General features: G+C 32.9%; 21 protein-coding genes. 9 read left to right on the top strand and 12 right to left on the bottom strand.

The genetic code is table 11. The features are described 5' to 3' along the window. Positions 1–38: 38 nt before the first annotated feature. The 4 genes from Q1A73_RS02120 to Q1A73_RS02105 form a co-directional block, all read right to left on the bottom strand. A complete protein-coding gene (locus Q1A73_RS02120; RefSeq protein ID WP_299601032.1) occupies positions 39–1,478 on the bottom strand; it encodes an aminotransferase class I/II-fold pyridoxal phosphate-dependent enzyme in 1,440 nt (479 codons plus the stop codon). A 106-nt stretch (positions 1,479–1,584) separates the two neighbouring features. Then, positions 1,585–2,886, bottom strand: a complete 1,302-nt coding sequence (locus tag Q1A73_RS02115; protein ID WP_299601030.1) for a dicarboxylate/amino acid:cation symporter — start codon at positions 2,884–2,886, stop codon at positions 1,585–1,587. Between the two features lie 107 nt (positions 2,887–2,993). After that, positions 2,994–4,058 carry a chorismate synthase gene (gene aroC, locus Q1A73_RS02110; protein WP_299601028.1) on the bottom strand — a complete coding sequence of 355 codons (1,065 nt, stop codon included), beginning with the start codon at positions 4,056–4,058 and terminating at the stop codon, positions 2,994–2,996. Between the two features lie 144 nt (positions 4,059–4,202). Next, positions 4,203–5,363 carry an aminotransferase class I/II-fold pyridoxal phosphate-dependent enzyme gene (locus tag Q1A73_RS02105; protein WP_299601026.1) on the bottom strand — a complete coding sequence of 387 codons (1,161 nt, stop codon included), beginning with the start codon at positions 5,361–5,363 and terminating at the stop codon, positions 4,203–4,205. 153 nt (positions 5,364–5,516) lie between these two features. On the opposite strand from Q1A73_RS02105, the gene Q1A73_RS02100 reads away from it, so the two are divergent. The 4 genes from Q1A73_RS02100 (at position 5,517) to Q1A73_RS02085 (ending at position 10,275) form a co-directional block, all read left to right on the top strand. After that, entirely contained in the window at positions 5,517–7,817 is a 2,301-nt protein-coding gene (locus tag Q1A73_RS02100; RefSeq protein ID WP_299601023.1) for a type IA DNA topoisomerase, read from the top strand. 152 nt (positions 7,818–7,969) lie between these two features. Then, on the top strand, positions 7,970–8,494 hold the full coding sequence (locus Q1A73_RS02095; RefSeq protein WP_299601021.1) for a DUF4269 domain-containing protein: 525 nt from the start codon (positions 7,970–7,972) through the stop codon (positions 8,492–8,494). A 16-nt stretch (positions 8,495–8,510) separates the two neighbouring features. Continuing rightward, complete coding sequence (locus Q1A73_RS02090; RefSeq protein WP_299601019.1) at positions 8,511–9,074, top strand: nuclear transport factor 2 family protein; 564 nt, start codon at positions 8,511–8,513, stop codon at positions 9,072–9,074. 52 nt (positions 9,075–9,126) lie between these two features. Continuing rightward, a complete protein-coding gene (locus Q1A73_RS02085; protein ID WP_299601017.1) occupies positions 9,127–10,275 on the top strand; it encodes an FAD-dependent monooxygenase in 1,149 nt (382 codons plus the stop codon). Here the strand turns inward: Q1A73_RS02085 and Q1A73_RS02080 are convergent. Continuing rightward, positions 10,272–10,949: a class I SAM-dependent methyltransferase gene (locus Q1A73_RS02080; RefSeq protein ID WP_299601015.1), complete on the bottom strand. Its 678-nt coding sequence runs from the start codon at positions 10,947–10,949 to the stop codon at positions 10,272–10,274. The two genes, Q1A73_RS02085 and Q1A73_RS02080, sit on opposite strands and share 4 nt — an antisense overlap. Positions 10,950–11,060: 111 nt before the next feature. Between Q1A73_RS02080 and Q1A73_RS02075 the strand changes: the two genes are divergently transcribed. The 3 genes from Q1A73_RS02075 to Q1A73_RS02065 all read left to right on the top strand — a co-directional run bounded on the left by Q1A73_RS02075 (position 11,061) and on the right by Q1A73_RS02065 (position 12,874). Beyond that, entirely contained in the window at positions 11,061–11,618 is a 558-nt protein-coding gene (locus Q1A73_RS02075; RefSeq protein WP_299601013.1) for a Crp/Fnr family transcriptional regulator, read from the top strand. A gap of 72 nt (positions 11,619–11,690) precedes the next feature. Then, entirely contained in the window at positions 11,691–12,332 is a 642-nt protein-coding gene (locus Q1A73_RS02070) for a hypothetical protein (protein ID WP_299601010.1), read from the top strand. Further along, complete coding sequence (locus tag Q1A73_RS02065; RefSeq protein WP_299601009.1) at positions 12,329–12,874, top strand: AAA family ATPase; 546 nt, start codon at positions 12,329–12,331, stop codon at positions 12,872–12,874. The genes Q1A73_RS02070 and Q1A73_RS02065 overlap by 4 nt, the downstream gene beginning before the upstream one ends. A gap of 28 nt (positions 12,875–12,902) precedes the next feature. Here the strand turns inward: Q1A73_RS02065 and Q1A73_RS02060 are convergent, their stop codons facing one another. The 4 genes from Q1A73_RS02060 to bglX form a co-directional block, all read right to left on the bottom strand. Continuing rightward, positions 12,903–13,937, bottom strand: a complete 1,035-nt coding sequence (locus Q1A73_RS02060; protein ID WP_299601007.1) for a helix-turn-helix domain-containing protein — start codon at positions 13,935–13,937, stop codon at positions 12,903–12,905. A 113-nt stretch (positions 13,938–14,050) separates the two neighbouring features. After that, complete coding sequence (locus Q1A73_RS02055) at positions 14,051–15,394, bottom strand: gluconate:H+ symporter (RefSeq protein WP_299601005.1); 1,344 nt, start codon at positions 15,392–15,394, stop codon at positions 14,051–14,053. Positions 15,395–15,397: 3 nt separating this feature from the next. Next, positions 15,398–17,314, bottom strand: coding sequence for an NADP-dependent phosphogluconate dehydrogenase (gene gndA, locus Q1A73_RS02050; protein WP_299601002.1), 1,917 nt, complete (start codon positions 17,312–17,314; stop codon positions 15,398–15,400). Between the two features lie 9 nt (positions 17,315–17,323). Beyond that, positions 17,324–19,612: a beta-glucosidase BglX gene (bglX, locus tag Q1A73_RS02045; protein WP_299600999.1), complete on the bottom strand. Its 2,289-nt coding sequence runs from the start codon at positions 19,610–19,612 to the stop codon at positions 17,324–17,326. 360 nt (positions 19,613–19,972) lie between these two features. Between bglX and Q1A73_RS02040 the strand changes: the two genes are divergently transcribed. Then, the gene (locus Q1A73_RS02040; protein ID WP_299600996.1) at positions 19,973–20,827 is read left to right on the top strand and encodes a UDP-2,3-diacylglucosamine diphosphatase; all 855 of its coding nucleotides are present in this window, start codon (positions 19,973–19,975) and stop codon (positions 20,825–20,827) included. 53 nt (positions 20,828–20,880) lie between these two features. Next, positions 20,881–22,191: an esterase-like activity of phytase family protein gene (locus tag Q1A73_RS02035; RefSeq protein WP_299600993.1), complete on the top strand. Its 1,311-nt coding sequence runs from the start codon at positions 20,881–20,883 to the stop codon at positions 22,189–22,191. A gap of 174 nt (positions 22,192–22,365) precedes the next feature. Here the strand turns inward: Q1A73_RS02035 and Q1A73_RS02030 are convergent, their stop codons facing one another. From Q1A73_RS02030 to Q1A73_RS02020, 3 genes are all read right to left on the bottom strand, one after another. Then, the gene (locus Q1A73_RS02030) at positions 22,366–24,030 is read right to left on the bottom strand and encodes a serine hydrolase (protein ID WP_299600990.1); all 1,665 of its coding nucleotides are present in this window, start codon (positions 24,028–24,030) and stop codon (positions 22,366–22,368) included. Positions 24,031–24,188: 158 nt separating this feature from the next. Beyond that, a complete protein-coding gene (locus Q1A73_RS02025; protein ID WP_299600987.1) occupies positions 24,189–24,725 on the bottom strand; it encodes a choice-of-anchor X domain-containing protein in 537 nt (178 codons plus the stop codon). Between the two features lie 183 nt (positions 24,726–24,908). Continuing rightward, positions 24,909–25,460, bottom strand: coding sequence for a DUF4494 domain-containing protein (locus tag Q1A73_RS02020; RefSeq protein WP_299600984.1), 552 nt, complete (start codon positions 25,458–25,460; stop codon positions 24,909–24,911). Positions 25,461–25,519: the final 59 nt, after the last annotated feature.

Below are 25,519 nucleotides of genomic sequence, written 5' to 3'. Positions count from 1 at the left end.
TCATTATAAAAAGGTTGCGTAGATCACACAAAACAACATTAGAGTGATGTAGCAATGATTTCTATTTCATCTAACAATGCTTCAAAATCTTCCTCTGTAGTCAATGGATTCATTATAGAAGTTCTAAGATAACGTTGTTCATTAATCATCGTTTGTACAATATAAAATTTACCAGATTTCAATAGTGCTTCTCGTATTTTGGAATTGTTTGCATTTAAATCGGAATCTGAAAACTTTAGATATCTAAAATTCAAAATATTGGCTTCAGGTTCCATTAACAGTTCGAATCCATCGCGATTACGTATGATCTGAGCAAATAATTTTCCCTGGTCATATAATCGATTGATGTTTTTCTCGAATACATCCTCTCCATACATCTTAATAATAGAATAGGCTTTTAAAGACATCATTAATTTGGTGCATTCAAAAGTTCTTTTCCCAGAATTATACCATTCTCTAGATTGTTGGGAGTCCCATAAATACTGAGCCCGTTGTTCGAAAGTTTTATACGATTCTTCTCCTTGTTTAAACAATAATGCTGTATTTAAAGAAGGAGTCAATAACATTTTATGGAAATCTATGACCACAGAATCTGCTTGATCTATTCCTTTAGCCAAGTGTTTATATTTTTCAGAAAAAACAACACCAGCACCATGAGCTCCATCTACATGAAACCATAAATTGTGATTTTTAGCAATCTCTGCTAACGTTGCTAAATCATCATATGAACCTGTTGCTGTAGAAGAAGCGCACCCAACAATAGCAATGACAACTAAGCCATCTTGCTCAGCTTTTTCTAAGTATTCTTCTATTACGTTTACATCTATCTGAAAAGAGGAATTCGTTGGTACTTTTATAATCCCTTTCGCACCAAAACCTAATATTCTTGCTGCTCTATCAATACAATAATGTGCTTCTTCAGAAACTAAAACAGCTAGATTTTCTTGGTGTCCTTCTTCCCAAACCAATCCAGGAGCTTTTGCTTTTCTGGCAGCCAATAAGGCTGTTAAATTAGCCAATGTTCCTCCAGAAGTAAGGAAACCAGCAGCTTCTGTTCCATATCCAATTTTATCAGAAACAAAATCAGTTACAATCCTTTCTAAAGCATTCGAGGCCATTCCCATTTCATAAACTCCAGTACCATTACTAAGAAGATCTGTTACTAATCCCGATAAACTACTTATTACGGATGGAACAGCAACCTGATGCCCCATATAACGAGGGTGATGCACGTGTATGGATCTATCTAAGATTTCTTTGTAAAAATCCATCATATTAGAACCGTAAGACAAATCATTTTTCCAATAAGACAGTTCCTCTTCTGGATTTCGATATTTGATGACTGGTGCGTCCTTATCAGATTGTACTTGCTCTAGGTGATCTGCAAGCATATCTACCAACTGATGTCCTATTTCTCTAAAATCCGAAGGATCATATATTTTTTTCAATGATTCTTCTAAAAAAATAGTTTCCTTCATTCTTTTGTGTATTACTCAATTTTTTAATAAAGGTATAACTACCAATAATATTATTGAGAAAAAGCATCAAATTTTAGAAAAAGTATAACAAATTCTAGGATTAACCTTATCCTTCGTAATGATCATCCCAATCTTTTACCTTAGGATCCCCAAGTTTTCCTACGCTTTTTGCTACCATCATAGATACAGCTGCATCCCCAGTTACATTTACTGTAGTTCTGCACATATCCAAAGGACGATCCACAGCAAAAATTAGTGCTAATCCTGCTTCAGGAATACCCGCCTGTGCTAGCACAATAACTAGCATTACCATTCCTGCACCAGGAACTGCGGCAGAACCAATAGATGCTAAGGTTGCTGTTGCAACAATCCCTAACTGTGCTCCTAAAGTAAGATCCATTCCAAAAGCTTGAGCAATAAAAACTGCTGCTACTGCTTGGTATAAACTTGTACCATCCATATTAATAGTAGCTCCTATAGGTAACACAAAACTGGTCACTTCTTTTTCTACCCCAAGATGTTCTTCTACTCTTTCCATAGTTACTGGTAAGGTAGCTGCACTAGAACTAGTAGAAAAAGCTAATAACTGTGCTGGAGAAATTCCATTGATAAAAAAGGAAGGGCTTTTCTTAGTGAAAAACCATACAATCAAAATATAAACTCCTATCATTAAAGCAAGACCGATAAGTACAGAAACTCCATACATTCCCAATGCCGCAAATAAATCTGCACTCGGAGATTCAACCACCAATGCCGCTAACAATGCAAAAACACCATAAGGAGCTGCTAGCATAATAAGGTCAATGAGTTTTAGTATAACATCATTAAAACCATCAAAAAAGTCTTTTACAGGTTTTGCCTTTTCTTCAGGAATTAGAATTAATCCTATACCAAAAAATATAGCGAAGAATATTACTTGTAACATATTTCTATTGTTACTCGCTGCACTAAATATATTACTAGGCACCAGATCTACAAGAGCTTGTAACGGTCCTGCATTCTTTTGTTTCTCTGCATCTGCAATCTTACTATCTGCTGCGCCTTTATAACTTGCGATAAGTTCACTTCTTGTTTCTTCAGTGATTGCAGCTCCTGGTTTTACGATATTCACTACAATCAAACCAATACTTACTGCTATCACAGTCGTAATGATATAGGTTATAATCGTACGCCCACCCATTTTGGAAAGCTTAGAAATATCTTTTAAATCTGAAACTCCTTTAATTAAAGACGCCAAGATTAAGGGCACCGCAATCAATTTAAGAGAATTGATAAAAATGGTTCCAAAAGGTTTAATCCAATCTGCTGTAAAACCTTTTCCCCAAGAAAACTGAGTCATTAAAAATCCGAATAATACTCCAGCAATCATTCCTAAAAGGATTTGCCAGTGCAAAGCAAGTTTCTTCATGTGAATTATCTAATTTTTTGAATACAAAAAGTCGAAGATATAAATTAAAAACAAAAAAACGGTAACCTTGTTAAGATTACCGTAACATTAACTATATTTTTAAGTGCTTATTTTTTAATCGTACGATTCATTAGCCAGTAATCAACAATTACCAAAGCTGCCATTGCCTCAACGATAGGAACGGCGCGTGGCACTACACAAGGATCATGTCTACCTTTTCCTTGCATATTAACTATGTTCCCTTCTTTATCAATAGTCTCTTGGTCTTGCATAATAGTAGCTACTGGTTTAAACGCTACATTAAAATAGATATCCATTCCATTAGAAATTCCACCTTGAATTCCACCAGAAAGATTAGTTTTTGTAGTACCATCCGTATTGAAAAGATCATTATGCATACTTCCTTTCAGCTCTGCTCCGGCAAAACCACTACCATATTCAAACCCTTTTACTGCATTAATGGAAAGCATTGCTTTACCTAGTTCTGCATGGAGTTTATCAAAAGCTGGTTCTCCCAATCCAACAGGAACTCCAGAAATAACACAACTTACTAATCCTCCTACGGTATCTCCTTCCTTTCGTATTTGTTTGATATACTGTTCCATCTCCTGCGCTTTTTCAGCATCAGGGCATCGAACGATATTACTTTCTACTAATGAAAAATCTAGTTCTGTATGCGGTTTCTCTAGTTTAATCGATCCCACACCACTCACATAAGCATTAAAACTAATACCAGAAAGGACTTGCTTTGCTATAGCTCCTGCTACTACTCTACTAGCAGTTTCTCTCGCCGATGATCGTCCTCCTCCTCTATAATCTCTTATACCATACTTTTGATCATAGGTATAATCTGCATGTGATGGTCTATAAGAATCTTTAATGTGCGAATAGTCTTTTGATTTTTGATTTGCATTTTTAATCACAAACCCGATTGGTGTTCCTGTGGTAACACCTTCAAAAATACCAGAATAGAATTCTACGGTATCAGGCTCCTTTCGTTGAGTAACAATTGTAGATTGTCCTGGTTTTCTACGATCTAATTCTGCTTGTATCGCATCAAGATCGAGTTGTACTCCAGAAGGACATCCATCGATGACTCCTCCTATTGCTGGTCCGTGAGATTCTCCAAAAGTGGTTACCTTAAATAGATTCCCAAATGTATTTCCTGCCATTCAAAAACAATTTTCAACAAATGTACTTGTTAATCTTCAAAAATGCGATAGTAATTTGATAGAAAACCCATCAATATTTTTCGAAAATTGTTACTATTTCATATTTCAAACTTATTTTTTGAACAATACTTATTTCTACCTTATTTATACCTTTAACCAATTCATTGTTCGAATGGCTTTCATAAAACTTTGCATCTGTGGTAATGTTCCAATACTAATCCTAGCCCAAGTAGGATAATGTTTTCCTCCACTAGGAAAAATTGCAATTCCAAAGGTTTTTAATTCTTCTTTGAGACGTTTTACATCCTTTACTTCTATCAACATAAAGTTTGTATCACTTTTTACATACTGAAGTCCTAAATCATCTAAACTATCTTCCATATATTTTTTTACTTCAGAATTCTTCTTTTGATACTCATTCACATATGAAGGATCTTCCAAAGCTGTAATCGCGGCTACTACTCCAGGATTGCTAATTAATCCATCAAAATTATAAAACTCATGATTCAATTTGGCTATCGTTTCTGATAAGCCCATAGCATACCCTACTCTTAAACCTGCCAAGCCATAGGCTTTAGAAAATGTTCTAATAATTAAAACATTATATTTTTCTTGTAATAATTTAATCGTATCAGGTTTCTTTTTGGGGTCCATAAGTTCTACATAGGCTTCATCTATAGCCACCGTACAATTAGATGATGCTACTTCTTTACAAAAAGATAGTAAATCATTCGCTGATAAAGCTTTACCAGTAGGATTATTAGGATTACAGATATATACCAATCTGGTAGCCTTCGTAATCGCACTTTTGGTTGTTTTTAAATCAATATCCATAGCATCTGTTAACAATATTCTTTTGGCTTTATGATCAAAAATCCTATCAGCAAAAGCTGCTGTAACATTAAAAGTGGTTGCAGGTACTATAATACTATCTTGCTGTTGCCCAAAAGCTCGAGTAAGCATGCATAAAATTTCGAAAGAACCATGTCCCAAAATCACTTGGTCTTCATTTATACCATTCTGTTTAGCTATTTTTCTTCTTAACTCGTCTGTAGCATATGAATTAAAAGAAGCATATCTATTGACTCTCGATGTATGCTCTGTTATTGCCTTAGTTACCTGTTGTGAAGGTCCGTAAGGATTCTCATTAGAGAATAAGCGTATGGGTTCTTTTTCTTCTAGGGTTCTAAAATCATTTTTTTCCAATAAAGAAGCTCCATAGGTAATCGGAGCTATAGAACTAGCCACAGCTAATGTGCTTCCTAATTGTAAAAATTTTCTTCTATTATGTCTATACGTTTCCATAAATAAGGTTTTCTACAAATTTGGTAGATATACTGCTATTTTCATTCCTAAATCATGATATTGGCACACTAAAACATGATAATAGAATAATTTAAACGCATCATTCTTAATTAAAATTTGACTAATTTTCCACCGGAAAACTAATTTGAATTAATGAAAGTTTGCATAGCCGAAAAACCAAGTGTTGCGAGAGAAATTGCTACTGTTTTAGGAGCTACCACAAAGCGCGATGGATATTATGAAGGTAATGGGTATGCTGTCACGTATACTTTTGGTCATTTATGCACGCTATATGAACCTAATGACTACAAACCTCATTGGAAAAGTTGGGATCTTAATAATCTACCAATGCTCCCTGAAAAATTCAAAACCAAAGTTGTAGATAATCAGGGAATTCAAAAACAGTTTGGTATTGTAAAATCATTATTCGAAAAAGCAACTGTTGTAATTAATTGCGGTGATGCTGGCCAAGAAGGAGAATTGATACAACGATGGGTAATCGATCAAGCTGGTTATACTGGTGAAGTTCAACGATTATGGATTTCTTCTCTTACTACAGAAGCTATCAAAGAAGGTTTTACCAATTTAAAACCTTCTACACAATATGATAATTTGTATTATGCAGGTTTTTCTAGAGCTATTGGAGATTGGTTATTAGGAATGAATGCTACCAGATTGTATACCGTAAAACATGGAGGGTACAAACAAGTTTTGTCTATTGGAAGAGTACAAACTCCTAGTCTAGCCATGGTAGTCCATAGATTTAAGGAAATTCAAAACTTTATACCACAACGATATTGGGAATTACAAACCTTATACAGAGATACCTTATTTAGTTATGAAGAAGGTCGTTTTCTTAAAAAAGAAGACGGCGAAATATTAGCTAATAAAGTAAAACAAAGTGATTTTGAGATTATTTCTATTACCAAAAAGAATGGTAAAGAGTATGCTCCAAAATTGTTTGACCTAACTGGTTTACAAGTATACTGTAATACCAAATTTGGTTTTTCTGCAGATGAAACACTTAAAATTGTTCAACGGTTATATGAATTAAAAGTAGTTACTTATCCTAGAGTAGACACCACCTTTTTACCAAATGACATCTACCCAAAAGTTCCGGGTATTTTACAAAAACTAACAGACTACAATGCTCTAACTACTCCAATTCTTGGGAAAAAGATCAAAAAATCTACCAAAGTCTTTAACGATAAAAAGGTCACTGATCACCACGCTATCATACCTACCGGAGAGCAAACCAAATTACAAATCAATCAGAAAAAAGTGTATGATATCATTACACGACGTTTTATTGCTGTATTTTATGACGATTGTAAAGTAGCCAATACAACAGTTATTGGTAAAGCTGATACCGTATCTTTTAAAACGACTGGAAAGGTAATTTTAGAAAAAGGTTGGCGTATTGTATTTGAAACACCAGAAAGTGATAGTAAAAAAGAATCTGGAATACTCCCTGAATTTGTAAAAGGTGAAAAAGGTCCTCATGAACCTTCTTTTCTAGAAAAAGAAACCAAACCTCCCAGACAATTTACAGAGGCTACTTTATTAAGAGCTATGGAAACAGCAGGAAAACAGGTGGATGATGAAGAAATGAGAGAACTCATGAAGGAAAATGGAATCGGAAGACCTTCTACTAGAGCTAACATTATTGAAACCTTATTCAAAAGAAAATATATAGAACGTAATAAAAAACAGATTTTACCAACTACCACAGGTATACAATTGATAGATACGATACAAAATAAACTATTAATATCTGCTGAATTAACTGGTCGATGGGAAAAGCAACTCAAAGAGATAGAAAAAGGTACATTTCATGCTGGTGCTTTTATTAAAAACATGAAGCAAATGGTAGATCATTTAGTATATGAAGTACGAACTGAAAAAACTAGAGCTAACATATCGTATACCACTTCCGAAAAAACAGAAAAAGCAACTAAAAAAGTTACTAAATCATCTATTTTACAGGAGAAATGTCCTAAATGTGGCAAAGGAACGCTATTGAAAGGAAAATCCGCTTACGGATGTAGTGCATATAAAGAAGGTTGTGATTTTCAATTACCCTTTGTTTTTACAGGTAAAAAAATCTCTGAAAAACAATATATACGATTACTCAAAAAAGGTTGTACAGTAAATTTAAAAGGCTTCAAAACAGAAGAGAAAACAGTAGAAGGTTTAGTACGTTTTGATGAAGATCATCAATTGGTTTTAGAAACTAAAAAAATCGCAACACAACCTCAAACTGTACCCGATAAGATCTCATGCCCTAAATGCAAGAAAGGTCATATACTAAAAGGAAAAACAGCTTACGGCTGTAGTGAATTCAATAATGGTTGTAATTTTCAATGTTCTTTCGAAATCATAAGAAATAAAGCAGGTAATCAAAAGTTATCAAAAGAATTGGTATACGATATTATACAGAGTCATGTTTCGTAAAAACACTCCTTAAAATCAAATAAAATCTACCTATTTAATTCTTGCTAATACAGCTATAAATGGCTATTTTAGAGTGATTTTATAACAGAATTGTTAAATAGCTGAATTACAATAATCAGCAATACAAAATTTCATAAAAGATATCAGTAGCAATGGTGGATTTTACTAATATCGAATACTTAAAATCAGGTAATAAATACCAACAAGACACCTATAACGTACTTCGGAATTTGGAAATTTTTAAACAGCTAAAATCTTACGATCCTATTCTAACAGGTACCATTCCTATTGATATTTATACTGATAATAGTGATTTAGATATTATTTGTGAATGTCGTGATCATGAAGAATTTACAAATACAGTATTTACATTATTCTCTGACCAAGAGGATTTTCGAATAGCCACAAATAATCATCGTATTTCTCCATACACGGTAGCCAATTTTAGCTATTCCTCGTTTTCTATTGAAATTTTTGGACAAAATATTCCTACTCAAGAACAAAAGGCATATAAGCATATGATGATAGAGTATGAAATTTTGAAGAAAATGAGCCCTACTTTTAAGGAGAATATTAGAATGCTAAAGAGAAAAGGAATAAAAACAGAACCAGCCTTTGCAGAATTATTGCGGATATCTGGAGATCCTTATGAAGAACTATTAAATTTTAGAATATAAGTTATAAAGAGATATCATGGTACATTACGCATTATTCATCAAAAAACTTTCATATTCGAATGTTCTCAAAAAAGCAAGAACTATAATACTATTATTTCTAGTTTTTACAATGGCTTGGAGCTGTAAAGGTGAGAATACAAATACATTATCTCATACAGATCATAAAACGAATATCTTAAAAGAAGAGCAAGCCATCTTAAATACTTTAAATAATGAAACCAAAGCTGCATTTCGTAGAGACTATAAAGCTTGGCAAGACTACTGGATTCAGGATTCTTCAATAACAAAAGTATATCTTGATTTTACAACAAAAAAATTCTCAGAATCAGTAGGCTGGGAAGAAATTAGTCGATTTGTAAAAACATTTATGGATGAACATCCGGAACCAGAACCTATTCCAAAACTATTAGACAAAATTAATGTTCGACTTTATGGTGATGGTGCTTGGGTCACCTATGAACAGCAAGATTCTCTACGCGGATTGAAACGAGAAACAAGATTAATGGAAAAAGTTGATGGTCACTGGAAAATCGCAGGAATGCAAACTACCATATACGGGTTACCAATATCTAACGAATAACAGTACTTATAGAAAATATAATTTACAAAACATACATCAAATAAAATAATATATGCTTTACACGATCATCGGAGCAGGAATTGGAGGGTTAACCACTGCATTAGCTTTTGAAAGAAATGGTATTGATTTTCAAATTTTTGAGCAAACACCTGAATTATTAGAGGTTGGTGCAGGAATTTGGTTAGCTCCGAATGCCCTACAAGTGTTAGATCACTTGGATGTATTAGAAGAGGTACAGCAAAAAGGAAATACTATTGATCGAATTACTTTAGGAAAAGCTGATTTAACATCGCTTTCAGATAATTATCAAAACAACATAAAAGATATTTTTGGATATACTACGGTTGCAATTCATAGAGCAAAGCTTCAAAAATTATTATTTGATAAGATTCCAGAAAACAAAATACACCTTGGCAAAGGTTTTCATAGTTATGAAGAACTTTCTAATGGTAAAATAAAAGTGTTGTTTGAAGACGGGTCAAGTATAGAAACAGACTATTTAATTGGTGGTGATGGTATACATTCTAAAGTAAGAAAGCAACTTTTCCCTGGTAGCAAAACTAGATATTCTGGACAAACTTGCTGGCGCGGAATTGCAGATATATCGTTGGATGAAGAATTTCATCATCGAGGAATAGAACTTTGGGGAAACCAAATACGTTTTGGAATTTCTAGAATATCAGAAAACAAAGTATATTGGTTTGCCGTAGCAATAGATAAACAAAATGAAAAAGACAAAGCTGATACCAAGAAGAAGCTTCTCTCAATGTTTAATGACTTCCATCCTATCGTAAGCAACTTAATCTCCGCTACTTCACAAAAGAATATAATTCGTAATGATATAAGCGATATAAAACCTTTAGAAATTTGGCATAAAAACAATATCCTTTTGATAGGAGATGCTGGTCATGCGACCACACCAAATATGGGACAAGGAGGTGCTCAGGCTATTGAAGATGCTTATTACCTAAGTGAACTCATCAGTAAAAATACGAATAAGAACATTTTCGAAATATTTGAACAAAAACGAAGAAAAAAAGTAAATCAAATTGTAAAACAATCTTGGAATACTGGGAGAATAGCACATTGGAGATATGGAAAAGGGCTTAGAAATTTCTTTTTAAAGAATGCTCCCAAAAAAATGATCGAAAAACAAATGTTAGAAATGTATCAAATCGATAAAACCGTATCAATTCCCTAATAGGTTTCGTATAAATTAGTAACTAACACTCCTTTATTTGTACCTAATGGAATCGTGAGCAAATTTGTTACTTTTTTTGCTTTAAAATTAAAAGGAGGCGCTAACACATCCACACCACTCTTCTTTTTTAAACGGATACCTTGACCAGATATAATATCTATATTAGGTTCAAAACTTTCGTTTGGAAGGTGTTCTGTAATAATTACGTATCGATATGCAGATAGTTTTGCAAGTGTGCTTTCAATTTCGGCATTAGATATATGTTGAAATACCTGACGAATTATTGCGCAATCTGCTACAGGTAACTCATCCTTTGCGATGTCTAAACAATAAAAAGTTACGTGATCATGTTTAAACTTTTCTTTATTTCGAAGGATTAAACTATCTACAATATCCACAGCAAAATATTCTTTTGCATACTGCACCAGTTCTTTACCAACATTAAAATCTCCACAACCCAAATCACAAACGGTAATTGGACTTTCGAAAGATTCTAAAAACTGAGATAGCTTCTCTACATATGGCTTCTTGATATTTGGATGATGAGATCCCTCGCCAGAATAGAAATCAGAACCGTCCGAACCCCACAAATTCATATCATAAATTTGTTCCATCGCTTCCTTTGTAGGCCAAGGTTTCTTTACTTTCTTAGTGTGATCTCTCTTTATATTCAATAGCTAATAAGTTTTCAGATTCAAACCTACAAAATAAATGATTTAAAAAATTTTAAATTTCAGAAAGTAATTTAATCTGTACTTTTAACAAACAATAAACACGTTTGCATCTTGGATTCATCAGTTTCAAAATTTATTCATAAACTTGGAGATTTTACCAAAGAAGAATCTTTTTTAATAGCACAAGAAGTACTCCATAAAACATATAAAAAGAATGACTTCCTATTAAGAGTTGGAGAAACTTGTTCTTCATTATGTTATATTATTTCTGGTAGTTTCTATCACTTTAAAATGGATACTGATCTCAATGAAAATGCGATAGATTTAGGCGTGGAAAATGATTGGATTCTCAACCATAAAAGTTTTACTTCTAGAAAGCCATCTGAATATGATATCAAAGCCTACGAGGATAGTGAAATCTTGGAACTTACGATAGATTCGATTCATAAACTCATTGGAATTTCCCAATCATTCCTAAAAATGGGCGTCGTACTACAAGAAGCTACAGCACGAATGTCTCTGTTGAATAATAATACTCCTAATCAAAAATATAAATACCTTCTTGAAAATAAGCCTCACATTATCCAAAAATTTCCTCAAAAAATTATAGCTTCTTATCTAAATATTACTCCCGAAACGTTAAGTCGAGTGCGAAAAAGGTTAAAGTAATTTCTTGATTTGGATCAAGTGATCCATGAATGAAACCTAAGATCTTTGATGTTTTAATATAATCTAAAACATATGAAACATCACATGTATAAAAGTACGGGTTCTGCCCTGATTTTAGGAGCCTTATTGATTATAGTAACTATGGTATTGCATCCTTCTGGAGGTACTATAGAATATATCCTTAAAATTTCAAGATCTATTCAAAACACTCATGCATTAGCAATTTTTAGTTTACCCATATTACTATTTGGATTTTATGGACTTACTAACGCGCTTATGGATACATACAGGTTGTCAATTCTAGCTTTAATAGTAATTACTTTTGGACTTATTGCAGCAATGTTTGCAGCGCTTTTTAATGGACTTACACTGCCCTACTTTCTGAACAAATATGCTGATAACCTGGATCAGAATATAGAAACCTTAAATATGATTAAAAACTATGGATTTGCTATTAATATTCCTCTGGATTACATCTTTATTGTAGCATGTTGTTTTGCAATTTTCCTTTATTCCATTGCCAATATTTTAGAGCAAAAACATCCAAAATGGATCAGTTATTTAGGGATTTTTATTATCATTTTCTCTGTCACAGGTGGACTTACAGATTTTGTGTTTACAAGTTTAGTAGGTTTTAGAATATTTACTTTTAGTATAGCTGCTTGGGTATTATCAAATGGAATTTTATTAGTAAAGTATTCTTCGAGAAAATGAAAGTTTTAATATTTGGAGCTTCAGGTGCAGGAAAAACAACATTGGCAGAAAAAATAGCTGAACATACAGATTTTGTTCATTTAGATTCTGATGACTTCTATTGGAAAAAAACAACACCTCCTTTCCAGAAAAAAATACCATTACCAGAAAGAAATGAAAATCTGAAAGCTGCTTTTGATCTTCATGAAAATGTAATTATCAGTGGTTCCTTAGTGAGTTGGGGAAAACAATGGGAATCACTATTTGATCTCGTAGTTTTTATATATCTAAACAATGAAGAACGAATGAACAGATTGATCCAAAGAGAACAAGAAAGATATGGAACGCTGTTGTTACACGATAAAAGCACTAAAGAACATTCAAAAGCATTTTTATCTTGGGCCAATCAATATGAGAATCCTGATTTTGACGGTAGAACGCTCAAAGTCCATCTCCAATGGATAGAGAGATTAAATTGTAAGGTTATAAAAATACGCGGAGAAACTCCATTAAAAGAAAAAATAAAAACGATCACCTCAGAAATTAATAAGGAATATTTTTAAGTACAATAATCTTTTATACAGTTGATGATTACGAAAGAGATTCTCTATATTTTAAAGCTGTAGTATTGGTGATTTTTTTAAAAGAAGCATTAAATGATGAGATACTGTTAAAACCACTTTCATAGGCAATTGCGGCAATTTTAAAATTTTTGTACGCTGGCATACCCAATAATTTCTTTGCTTCCTCTACTCGATATCTAGCGATAAATTGAGAATAATTCTCATTTTTATGTTGATTAATAATCTGTGATAATTGTTTAGATGTTATTCCGATTTTATCACTAAGCTTAGTTAAGGTAATTTCTGGATCCAAATACAATTTCTCTTCCTTCATTAGATATATAAGCTTATCGAGATAGATTGTTGCATTTTGATCAGAAATGGAAGAACCCGTATATTTTTTTGGTTCTATTTTAAATAGAGATACATTTTTTAATCCCCATATCGCTAGGGTGATTATTACTATTGAAAATAAAAATGCTGTACTTAAATAAGGTACCCATCGAAAAAAAACTCCAATTTGTACAAGTGACATTAGCATCGTAAGTAATGTCAAAAAGAACAGCCAAGTATATGTCTTTTTTTCTTTAACAATCAACCGTTCTTTACTTCTTAACAACCAATACAAAGTATAAACTCCATATCCTAAAATATGTAGTAATAATCCAATAAAGATCATTCTGGAAAGCTGAGAACCATCATTAGGAATTAGCCAACAAAATCCTACAAAAAATAACAGCGGAACATAATGTACTTGTGATATTTTATGTTCCCCATTTTTATTCTTTGCACTTAGGTTTTTAACATATAGCCATAAAGAAGGGCCTATAGCTAACAACATACCCAAAAAAACATTTCTAATAATAGGATCGATAGGGAAATAGTTATAAAATAAGGATTTTCCTATCCTTAAACTAAATGCCAAAAGATATATAGCTAAAAAAATATTTGCACTTTTTTGCTGTTCTTTACTGCTGATCATAAAGGCACCAAAAAACAGCGCTATTATTAGGCCAACACTACCTAATAATAATTCGATATGTTTAAAAATCTCAGGATTCATATAAAAGCAAAGAAAATAATTTTCCTATTGCTTTACTACTAATAATACGATAAAGAATTAAATAAATTTAGACTTTTATAGAAACTAATCATTAACACCTATAAACACGGGATTCAAAATATATACCATAGTAACAAAGACATTATAACTCCAGTTATAGCAATCAGTGTTGTCATTACGGTCCACGAACGAAATGTTTGTTTTTCGGTCATTCCAAGATATTGACCCACTAACCAAAAGCCACTATCATTTACATGTGATAACATAGTTGCTCCCGATGCTATAGAAATTACAAATAATGCTATCTGTGCAGCACTAAAATTACCAGCCATAATGATTGGAGAAGTAATTCCAGCTGCAGCGATCATTGCTGTAGTTGCGGAACCTTGCAAAACTCTTATTAATGCTGCTACAATAAAAGCAAATAATAACGGATGAATATATGAGCTCTGTAATGATGAAGCTAACAATTCTCCAGCCTTTGTATCTACCAATATTTGTTTAAATGCGCCTCCAGCACCTGTAAGCAGTATGATAGCACCTGCAGGTTTAAAAGACTTCATAGAAATTTTTAATAAATCATCTCTAGTAACACCTCGTTTAATCCCTAAGAAATACCAAGCAATTAAATTTGCCATAATTAGTGCTGTAAAAGGATGTCCTAATAATGTTATCGTATATAGTATTGCTTTCGGGAACTGACTTTGATCAAACCAATCTCCCAACAAGACTGTTTTTAGTACAATAAATACTATCGGGAACATAATAATTCCAATAATACCAATTGGATTTGGAGGATTATCAATAGTAGTGTTAGTAACCTCTGTATTTGGAATATCTAGTTTAATTTTTTTTGAAAGATATTTACCTAACATGGGACCACTAATAATAGCAGCAGGAATTCCTGTTAAAAATCCAAAAACGATAACCCAACCTAAATTAGCGCCTAATATATCAGCAACTGCTACTGGTCCTGGTGTTGGGGGAATAAAACTATGAGTAATTGCTAAACCAGCTAATAGAGGAATTGCATATAACAATAATGATTTTTTGGTTTTTCTTGCAATTGCATACACAATAGGTATAAGGATAATAAAAGCTACATCAAAAAATACGGGGATTGCAATAATAAATCCCGTAATCATCAAAGCCCATGAAGCATTTTTTTCTCCAGCTAATTTTAGTATATAATTTGCTAATCCTTGTGCGCCACCCGAATGTTCAAGTAAACCTCCAAACAATGCACCTAATCCTACTACGGTAGCCACAAACCCCAGCGTACCTCCCATTCCGTTTTTTATACTATTGAGAACATCTTCTGCTGGTAATCCCGCTAAAATTCCAACAATAATACAAACAATAAGCAAAGCAATAAATGCTTGCATACGAAGTTTTAAGATCATAAAAAGTAAAGCAGCAATTCCAATTCCTACTGCTATTAATAATTGATAGTCCATAGGTTAGCTTTTCCAGTTAGTATGAAAATATTGATCCAGAGGTTTATCAACTCTTTGATAGGTATGCGCCCCAAAATAATCTCGTTGCGCTTGTATAATATTCGCTGATGATTGAGCGGATGTATAGCTATAAAAATAATTAATCGCTGATGACAATACAGGAAGTGGATATCCAGATTTTAAACCAGCACTTACTACTTCAGAAAGAGCGGTTACATTAGATTTTAAAGTTTGAACAATGGACGGAAAAAGCAGTAAAGAAGATTGATCATTTAAAAGAAATAATTCTGAAATCTTTTCCATTAAGGTACTTCGTATAATACATCCATTGGTCCATATTCTGGCTATTTCCGAAAGATTTAATTCCCATTGATACGTAGCAGAAGCTTCCTGCATCAATTCAAAACCAATATGATGATTAATAATACTTGTAGCGATAAAAGCCTTTTCTAAATTATTGATAAAAGTTTTCTCATCTAAGTCGCATTGACTTTTATCTAATTTATAAATTTCTGAGGCTTCTACTCTTTTAGATTTGATTCCAGAAACATTACGAGCCATTACAGATTCTGAGATCGTTGGTAAAGAAACTCCCAGTTCTAAAGCTGCAACTGTGGACCATCCGCCAGTTCCTTTTTGCCCTGCTTTATCCAGAATCTTATCTATTAAAAAATCCTCATTTTCTTTTTTTAATAAAAGATCTGCCGTTATTTCGAGTAAATAGCTCTGCGCACCATTTTGAATCCAATTCTTAAATATATTGGAGATTTCAATAGGAGTTTTAGAAAGATAAAATCTTAATAAATGATAAGTCTCCGCTAAAAGTTGCATTTCGGCATACTCAATACCATTATGCACCATCTTTACAAAATGTCCAGATCCATCTGGTCCTATATACGTACAACAACTGCGATCGCTTTTATCTTTTGCAGCAATAGCTTCTAAAAACTTGCCAGATCTTTCATAGGCCACTTTAGCGCCTCCAGGCATGATAGAAGGTCCTTTTAACGCACCTTCTTCGCCTCCAGATATTCCAGTACCTAAGAAATGAATGTTACTTTGAATCAATTTTTCACTTCTTTCTAAGGTAGCCTTATAATGAGAATTTCCTCCATCTATGATACAGTCACCATTTGATAATAATGGAATTAATGCTTCTATTACTAAATCAATGGGTTTACCAGCATTGACCATTACCATGATCGTTCTAGGTTTTTCTATTGAGTTTACGAATTTTTCTAAATCATCAAAACCTAAAACGGTATCACTTTCGGATTGGTCTTCTACAAACCTCTTTGCTACATCTACTTCGATCCCGTCGACATGTCTATTATAAACAGAGATTCTAAAATTATTAGATAAAAGATTTTTAGCCAGGCTATTACCCATAACTCCCAACCCTATCAATCCTATTTCTGATTTTCTTGTATTCAACTTGGATTTAATTTCATTTATGATTTGATCAACACTTTTATCAATATTAATGGCAATGCCTCCTTTTGGCTTTTCCAGAGTTTCGAACTGCGAAATCAACATTTCTTTCTTGAAAAAGTGATTCTTTCTTGCCCCCAATCTATTCGTAATTAGCTCAAAACTTCCATCTAAAAAAATCCATTTTATATAATTTGGATCTACACCTTGCAAGGTACTTCTATAGGATTCTTTTAGAGCAGAACACGCCAATACGGCTCCTTCCTTTGTATTCCATTCAGAAATTGCATCTGCTAATTTTTGCAGCCAAGGCGCTCTATCTGTATCATTCAACGGGAAACCATCAGACATTTTTCGAATATTCTCCTTGGGATGAAAATCATCTGCATCATAAAACGGAATCCCTAAGTTTTCTGCTAAAGCTTTTCCAACTGTAGTTTTACCACTTCCGGAAACTCCAAATACAATATAGACTATAGCATTCTGCATAAAAGATAATTATTCTATGGTAAATTCTAAAACATTACTTTCATCTGAAGCATCCTTTGCTACCCAAAGTTTGAAATCACCAGGTTCCGTAATCCATGTTTTGTCAGGCCCATAAAAAGCTAGATCATCGGTAGAAAATGTAAAAGATACTTCTTTGGATTCTCCTGAGCCCAATGCTATTTTCTGAAACCTAAGTAGTTCTTTTACAGGTCTTGTGATACTACCTACCATATCACGGAAATATAGTTGTACAGTTTCTTTGGTGATTCTGTTTCCTTCGTTCTTTACGGTTACTTTTACCGTGATTGTATCTCCTATTTTTGGAGTATTATTAGAAATAGAAATATCAGAATAGGTAAAAAGATTATAACTCAATCCATATCCAAAAGGATATTCTGGTAAAAATCCAGCATCCAAATAATGAGAGGTATTTCCTAATGAGCTTTGCCAAGCACCGATAGGAATAGAATCCATTTGTACAAACTCATCGGGTATTACAGGTCTTCCTGTATTTTTATGATTGTAATGAATCGGTATTTGCCCTACTTCTTTTGGCCAGGTAACAGGTAATTTCCCTGAAGGAGAGACTACTCCTGTTATAATATTTTTTAAAGCTGGTCCTCCCATTGTTCCTGGGTGCCATGCCATAAGAATCGCATCTACTTTGTCTTTTACATTTTCTAAGGTTATTGGTCTTCCTGCCATTAATATTAATACAATTGGCTTTCCTGTTTTATGTAGCTCATGTATTAATGCTTCTTGTGCTCCTGGCAGATTGATTTTTGCTCTACTATGTGCTTCCCCAGATAGAATAGCTTCTTCTCCCGCGAAAAACAAGATCACATCAGATGATTTTGCTATAGAAACTGCCTTTTGAAAATTTTTGGTGGATCTATCTCTACTATACGATAATCCATTAGTATACGCTATTGTGTATTGATTATCATTTTCAAAAGCGTTTAAAGGAGTAATAGTATGCTCTTTTTCTCCGTCAAATGTCCATGTCCCCAACTGTTCATGAGGAGCATCCGCCAAAGGACCTATAATTGCAATTTTTTGTTTAGAACTTATGGGTAATACCTGATTATTGTTCTTTAACAATACAGTACTTTCTTCTGCTGCTTTTTGTGCAGATTCTAAATGCTTTTTAGCATATAAAACCGTATCATTTGGATCAAAATATGGATTATCAAACAATCCTAATCTAAATTTAATTCGAAGAATGTTTTTTACAATTACATCTAATTCTTTTTCAGAAAATTTCCCTTCATGTATTAACTCCTTAAGATGATCTTGATAAGCAGTACTGGTCATCTCCATATCTAGCATTGCATTTATTGCTTTTTCTGCTGCTTCTTTCTGATCTTTGGCAAATCCATGATTCACCATTTCTTTAATAGAGTTCCAATCACTTACTACAAAACCGTCGAATCCCCATTGTTCTCTTAAAATATCTTTTAAGACATAAGAATTTGCGGAAGCTGGGATTCCGTTGAGATCATTGAAGCTTGTCATAAAAGTGGCAGAACCAGCATCTACTGCAGATTTAAAAGGTTTTAAATAAACATTATGCAACAAATTATCATTGATATTGGCTGTATTATAGTCTCTTCCTCCTTCTGCAGCTCCATATCCAATAAAATGTTTGGCACAAGCTGCCATACTTGTCAGAGATGATAAATCATCTCCTTGAAACCCTTTTATATAAGCTTTTGCCATTTCACTTGTTAAATATGGATCTTCTCCGGCAGACTCTGCTATTCTACCCCATCTCGGATCTCTTGAAATATCTAACATAGGTGCAAAAGTCCATCTTATGCCATAAGTGCTAGCTTCCATGGCGGCAATTCTTGAACCTTCCTGAACCAGATTAGGATTAAACGAAGCCGCCTGCCCTAGCGGAACGGGGAAAATTGTTTTGAAACCATGAATTACATCTCGTGCAAAAATTAATGGTATCTTACTAGGGCTTTCTTCTACGGCTATTCGTTGTAATTCTTTTGCATCTTCTTTATTCATGATATTCAGAAAAGAACCTATTTGTCCTTTTCGAACGGCATCTTTTAAATCCTTTGGTAATTCTTTAACTCTACTGGATTTCCCTCTTTGCGCAGTTTGACCTATTTTCTCTCCCAGTGACATTTTAGATACAATACTGTCTATTTTAGCCTCAATCGGATCCTCTGTTTCACTATTTCCCTCTGTATTAGATACTTCAGAATTACAAGATGACAGCAAAAAGATCATGCTAAAAATCATCACTCGATAAACATAAATTTTCCTTGAAAAAATGAGCATAATGTACTTGTATTAGTGTAAAGAAATCTAAATCATTTCAGTAAGAATACTGTTAAGATTTGGTTGACGAATTTATAGATACTTTGTGATAAGAAAAAAGCAAAACAAACCAATTGATCCAATGTTAAGAAAGTATATAGAAGTATTATCCGCAATGAAATAGTGTCTTTTTTAATGAATTGATCAAAAAAGTATCGATTCATTATGTTTTTAGTTGTTTACAACTTTTTGATAATAATATCTGTTTAATGTTTTAGTAATAATGACTTAAAATGTTCAAGAACAGATAACAATATGCTCATAATCGGTTAATTATTTTTTAACCATTTCATAGTTTATTTGTAGTAGTAAGTCATTTTTATGAAAAAACGTACTGTAGACCTCGTTGTTATCTCTGACGTTCATCTAGGAACTTTTGGATGTCAGGCAAAAGAATTACTGAACTACCTAAATAGTATTAAACCTAAGGTATTAATTCTTAATGGAGACATTGTAGATATTTGGCAATTTAGAAAACGATACTTCCCGAAACCTCATCTAAAAATTTTAAAGAAAATTATCACCCTAGCTTCTAAAGGCACAGAAGTAGTATACATTACTGGCAACCATGATGAAATGTTGCGAAAATTTAGTGATACTACTATGGGTAACTTTAAATTGGTAGACAAATTAGTATTGGAACTAGATGGTAAGAAAGCTTGGTTTTTTCATGGAGACATTTTTGATGCTTCTATTCAAAATGCAAAATGGTTAGCAAAATTAGGAGGATGGGGATATGATATGCTAATATTATTAAACCAATGTATCAATTGGTTTTTGATACGCCTGGGAAAAGAAAAATTTTCTCTTTCCAAAAAAATAAAAAACAGCGTAAAAAAAGCGGTCAAGTATATCAATGATTTTGAAGAAGTAGCAGCAGAATTGGCTATCCAAAATAAATATTCATATGTAGTTTGTGGGCATATTCATCAACCTCAAATGAGAACCTATAAAGATAAGAACGGATCATGCCTATATTTAAATTCTGGAGATTGGATAGAAAATCTTACCTCACTTGAATACCACGATAAAGAATGGAAACTTGTTCATTACCAACAACTACAATTAGAGACCTATATCGAAGAATCAAATGAAGAGATTGATAATGTAGCAATTGATCTGGAAGGATTACAACCTTCATTTTTCTTGAATTCATTCCTTGAAAAAAAGTACTAACCATAATTATAGAATTTACACAATTTCTTAATTACATACTAAACTTAAAACTTATGAAAACTCTTAAAACCGCACTGCTATATTCAGTGCTAACTCTTTTTGTATCCTGTCACTACTTAGATGATTATTCTGGTGGTCCTATTTCTGTTCCTCCTCAATTAGTCTTGGAAGAAAATATACAATATGAATTGCCATTCGAAGTATTAACGACCACTCAAGAAGATGTAGAAATTAGGAATGGAGGTTATGGTTCTGCTGCAACGGCACATCCCAGAAGAAAGGGAGAATTTTATGCTATTACCGATAGAGGACCAAATACTGATTTTCTTGATGGAAAAAAGTTTCCAGTTTCAGACTACACTCCAAGAATTGGATTATTTTCTGTCACGAATGATGGTGAAATCGTTTTAAAAAAAGAAATTCTTCTAAAAGATCCTAATGGCAACCCAATTTCTGGAATTCCGAATCCTGAAGGTAAAGGTGCTACCGGTGAAATCCCTTATGACATTGATGGAAATCAATTACCTTTTGATGATTTTGGTTTAGATGCTGAAGGTTTAGTAGCACTACATGATGGCAGTTTTTGGGTATCTGATGAATATGGCCCTCATATCGTTCATTATTCTGCTAATGGAGTTGAATTAGAACGTATTTCTCCATACGGTATAAATGAAGGTAACGGCGGTAGAAAAATACCTGCTGTATTTGCAAAACGTAGACCTAATAGAGGAATGGAAGGATTAGGAATCACTCCTGATCAAAGAACATTAGCAGGGATTATGCAATCTACTATGTATAATCCAGAACGTATACAAACAGATCTTACTAGAATTTTACTATTTGATTTACGGACCGGAAAAACCAAACAATATTTATATAGACAAGAGAATACGAATTTATCAAATTCAGAAATCGTTGGATTATCGTCTACAGAATTTCTTGTTATCGAAAGAGATGGTAAATTTTCTGGTGAAGGACCTGTACAAAAACATTTGTATAAAATCGATATTTCTGGTGCTACAGATGTAAGTTCGGCAAATGATGAAGATGAATTTGGTTTATTACTTAATGGGAAAACACTAGAAGAATCTACCTGGTCCGAAATCGAGAATGCTGGAATTGTTCCTGTAACCAAAACATTGGTTGCTGATTTGGTTCAAAAGACTGGATATCCACATGATAAATTAGAAGGGATTTGGCTTATTGATAACCATACATTAGGCTGCATAAATGATGATGATTTTGCAGTTACAGATGAAGATGATAATGGTATCATAGAACAAAAAATCCTTCCTGGAGAAACTCCAACTATAGATGCCAGTTCTCTATACATGATTAAACTTGATACTCCTCTAAACAATTAATAAATTAAACCAACTATTTATATCAGAATTAAGTTTTTTATAGACTTAATTACAACCAATAAAGCGGAATTGAAATAATAAGTTTTCAATTCCGCTTTTCCTACTAATTAGTCTAAAAAATGATATTGTTCTTACGAATTAAGAACTAGTATCACCCGTGAAACTCCCATACAATTATTTCACTTTTTTTGCTGGCATTTTTCTACCTCCTTGATTCAAGGTTAAACTTTCTACTTTTCCTTCTTTATCTTTATTAAATGTAATTTCTGCTGGTACAACTTTTAGAAAAAATTTAGTTTCTGATTCTGCAAAAATTTCAAATGTAGGTTGTCCTGTTGCGGTAGCGAATATTGAATTTCCTTCTACCGTAATATCAATCAAGAAATTAGGTTGTAATTCATAGGTGCCGATATATGTTTTTAAAACATCTAAACCTACAGAAATTTCTTTTCTTCCCGCAGGAGGAGCTTTATCGATACCTTTACCTAATGCACTCTCATCTGATGTTTTAAAAATAGCTTGTCTTTTACCATCTTTAGTCATCGAAAAATTATAAGAAATGGTACCATCATCGAAAATAAAAGATCCGTCCTTCATTGGATAAATTTGAAATTCTTGTGTTGGTCCTCCTTCTCTAAGGCTAAATAGCTTACCATCTTTTAACTGAATATGACGTATAACACCTCCATCAAACTCATAAGCACCTACCCACTTTTTCAACTCTGTTTCCGGTAATGAAATAGCATCTTTTTTATCAGGTATAGGTTTTCCTATTACCGTAGCTGCAACTTTGGTAGTAATCTCTCCTACATTTTTGCAGTTACAATTGGTAAGCCCTATAACATATACATTTTCTCCTTCTAAAAAGATCCCATTTGTCGTATAACCAAAAATACCTCCACTATGCGCATATCCTTTAGCTCCTTGTATATTTGTTTTTCCCCAACCATATCCGTAATTAATATCATCTCCATTATTAAGTTTAGAACCATAAATCGCTTTTTCCAAACTCGTTCTTTTGATCAATGTATTAGCACTGATAGCATTTTGCCATTTTAATAGATCATCTACTGTGGACATTAAAGATCCAGCAGCATATGGTAAAGTTAAACTAAGATAATCTGCATTTAAATAAGAACCCTTGTCTTGTTTGTACCCTGAAGCTCTATTTTTTATTACTTGACTCATTTTACCGTAGTAAGAATCTTTCATACCAACTTTATCAAAAATGTTTTTCTCTATAAAATTTTCATAGGTATCTTTTGTAATTACCTCTATGATGTGTCCTAATAAAATATATCCAGAATTATTGTATCTAAACTCTTCTCCTGGATTAAAATCCATAGGTTCATTTTTAAACACATCGATCAATTCTGTTGGTGTCATATCTTGTCTGGTCAATTCCATAAAATTCGCCATTCCAGTATAACTTTTAATTCCTGAAGTATGATTTAATAGATGATGAATGGTTATTTTTTTTCCTTTGGTTGGATAATCAGGTATGTACTTTGTAATCTCATCTTCGATTTTTAGTTTCCCTTGCTCCTCTAGCATCAGAATAGCAACGGCAGTAAACTGCTTTGTAATAGAACCTATTTCGAATACATTTTCGGGTTCTAAGGGAACATCTAATTCTAGATTTGCTTTTCCAAAAGCTTTACGATATATAACTTTCCCATCTTTGGCTGCCAAAATAGAGATACCTGGTTCCTCTGCAGAATACATAGAAGAAACGATATCATCTAACTGCTTTTCTAAGTTCTGAGCATTAATGGAATATGTAAGTAGTAGACATAATCCCAAAGTTGATAGAATTTTAATTTTTCTGAATGATTTCATGTGATTGATATTTTGATTGATTATGGTTGTTTTAATATTGTTATATATATGACGCTTAAATAAATAATTAGTTACCGAAATATTTAAAAAAAAATCAACCCTAAAAGCAAGATGCCTTTAAGGTTGATCAAACTAACTAACCAGAATTAAACGATATTTTACAATTCTATTTCTACTTCAACTTTACAATCTTCGAATTCTACACATCCTCCCCACTTCTCACATGAAAATCCAAATAAACTTTCTCCTTCTTGTTTAGAAGTCGCACGACATTTTACTTTTATCTTGATCTTTAACTTTCTTGTTTCTAATAAACCATCTAATCTATCTCCATACTTAAATTGATCATTTATAGCCAATTTAGCTTCTAAAATATCCGTTTGATCAGAAACCAACTGTGCTGTATAAATACCATCTCCTTTCTCTGCGTCGAAGCCTTCTCCATCATCTACAAAACTTTTTCCATCAACATCATAAGAATCTAAAGCTTTGTAATCACTATCAAAACGTACCACTTCCACTGTTTCGATTTTTCTTTCTGCCAAAATAGAATCCGTGTTTATTAAGAATGCTACTGATTCTTCTAATAATTGTCTTTGCTCTCTTAATTCTTGTGCTTCTAATACAGCTGGATCAATAACTTCTTCATCCTTAGTACAACCAATAATTACAGTTATACTTAGAAATACTAACAAATTGTTTAAAATTAAATTTTTCGTTGTTTTAAGTTTTTAGGTTTTATACCTCTATATCAACAACAAAAAATATTGTTACCCTTTAAACACAAAAAAGTTTTTGTACTGTGCATTCAATAGCACATGTACAAAAACTTTTAACTAATTAAATTAGGATAAGAAGCTTATCCATTTATAAAGATCTTACTCCTCTTCTTCTCCAATAAAACCTGGAGCTGCAGGAACACTATCATCAATTTCTACTTCTTCTACCATTTGAATAGAATCTCTAAGTGCTTTAAATCTTTCTAATTGCTCTTCTTCTCCTGTAAAATATGGAAACACATCCATAATCGGAGATTCAGCAATTGCAGGAATTGTATAATCTCCCATTGTACCTTTCATAACACTATTGGTATTATCAAACGCTTCCTTTACATCATTGGCTTGTACTAATAAGTACATATTTGTTTTTCTTTCTTTACCACTTTCTTCGTCATAAGCAATCAAAGAAACTTTAGATTTAAACCAACGATCCGAATTTTCAAAAGGGTGTATTTCTGCAAAATTCGCAACCTTAATATTGGTGATAATGAATTCTTCACTTACATAGGCCGACATCTCTTCATTAATTCTTGTTTCTGCCTCAGTGTAGGATACCGCATCCACCAAATAAGGTTCTGTAGTAACCTTCTGTACACCAGAATCATTTATCTTTCTATACTTTACTTTACATTCATACCAAGTAGCACTCATATATTTCGTTTTTTTAGGATGCCAAATATATATCTTAAAAAAAGTTCTTTATATGATTT

This window comes from uncultured Aquimarina sp. (assembly GCF_947492115.1).
Classification (GTDB): Bacteria; Bacteroidota; Bacteroidia; order Flavobacteriales; family Flavobacteriaceae; genus Aquimarina.
This window is presented reverse-complemented; position numbering and strand designations above follow the sequence as displayed.

What these genes read in the sequence shown, in the direction of transcription:
- Q1A73_RS02070 (WP_299601010.1), top strand. Translation starts at nt 11,691, where the DNA reads ATGAAACATCACATGTATAAAAGTACGGGTTCTGCCCTGATTTTAGGA.
- aroC (WP_299601028.1), bottom strand. Translation starts at nt 4,058, where the DNA reads ATGGCAGGAAATACATTTGGGAATCTATTTAAGGTAACCACTTTTGGA.
- Q1A73_RS02100 (WP_299601023.1), top strand. Translation starts at nt 5,517, where the DNA reads ATGAAAGTTTGCATAGCCGAAAAACCAAGTGTTGCGAGAGAAATTGCT.
- Q1A73_RS02020 (WP_299600984.1), bottom strand. Translation starts at nt 25,460, where the DNA reads ATGAGTGCTACTTGGTATGAATGTAAAGTAAAGTATAGAAAGATAAAT.
- Q1A73_RS02090 (WP_299601019.1), top strand. Translation starts at nt 8,511, where the DNA reads ATGGTACATTACGCATTATTCATCAAAAAACTTTCATATTCGAATGTT.
- Q1A73_RS02040 (WP_299600996.1), top strand. Translation starts at nt 19,973, where the DNA reads ATGAAAAAACGTACTGTAGACCTCGTTGTTATCTCTGACGTTCATCTA.
- Q1A73_RS02115 (WP_299601030.1), bottom strand. Translation starts at nt 2,886, where the DNA reads ATGAAGAAACTTGCTTTGCACTGGCAAATCCTTTTAGGAATGATTGCT.
- gndA (WP_299601002.1), bottom strand. Translation starts at nt 17,314, where the DNA reads ATGCAGAATGCTATAGTCTATATTGTATTTGGAGTTTCCGGAAGTGGT.
- Q1A73_RS02060 (WP_299601007.1), bottom strand. Translation starts at nt 13,937, where the DNA reads ATGAATCCTGAGATTTTTAAACATATCGAATTATTATTAGGTAGTGTT.
- Q1A73_RS02120 (WP_299601032.1), bottom strand. Translation starts at nt 1,478, where the DNA reads ATGAAGGAAACTATTTTTTTAGAAGAATCATTGAAAAAAATATATGAT.
- Q1A73_RS02030 (WP_299600990.1), bottom strand. Translation starts at nt 24,030, where the DNA reads ATGAAATCATTCAGAAAAATTAAAATTCTATCAACTTTGGGATTATGT.
- Q1A73_RS02105 (WP_299601026.1), bottom strand. Translation starts at nt 5,363, where the DNA reads ATGGAAACGTATAGACATAATAGAAGAAAATTTTTACAATTAGGAAGC.
- bglX (WP_299600999.1), bottom strand. Translation starts at nt 19,612, where the DNA reads ATGCTCATTTTTTCAAGGAAAATTTATGTTTATCGAGTGATGATTTTT.
- Q1A73_RS02095 (WP_299601021.1), top strand. Translation starts at nt 7,970, where the DNA reads ATGGTGGATTTTACTAATATCGAATACTTAAAATCAGGTAATAAATAC.
- Q1A73_RS02055 (WP_299601005.1), bottom strand. Translation starts at nt 15,394, where the DNA reads ATGGACTATCAATTATTAATAGCAGTAGGAATTGGAATTGCTGCTTTA.
- Q1A73_RS02085 (WP_299601017.1), top strand. Translation starts at nt 9,127, where the DNA reads ATGCTTTACACGATCATCGGAGCAGGAATTGGAGGGTTAACCACTGCA.
- Q1A73_RS02065 (WP_299601009.1), top strand. Translation starts at nt 12,329, where the DNA reads ATGAAAGTTTTAATATTTGGAGCTTCAGGTGCAGGAAAAACAACATTG.
- Q1A73_RS02035 (WP_299600993.1), top strand. Translation starts at nt 20,881, where the DNA reads ATGAAAACTCTTAAAACCGCACTGCTATATTCAGTGCTAACTCTTTTT.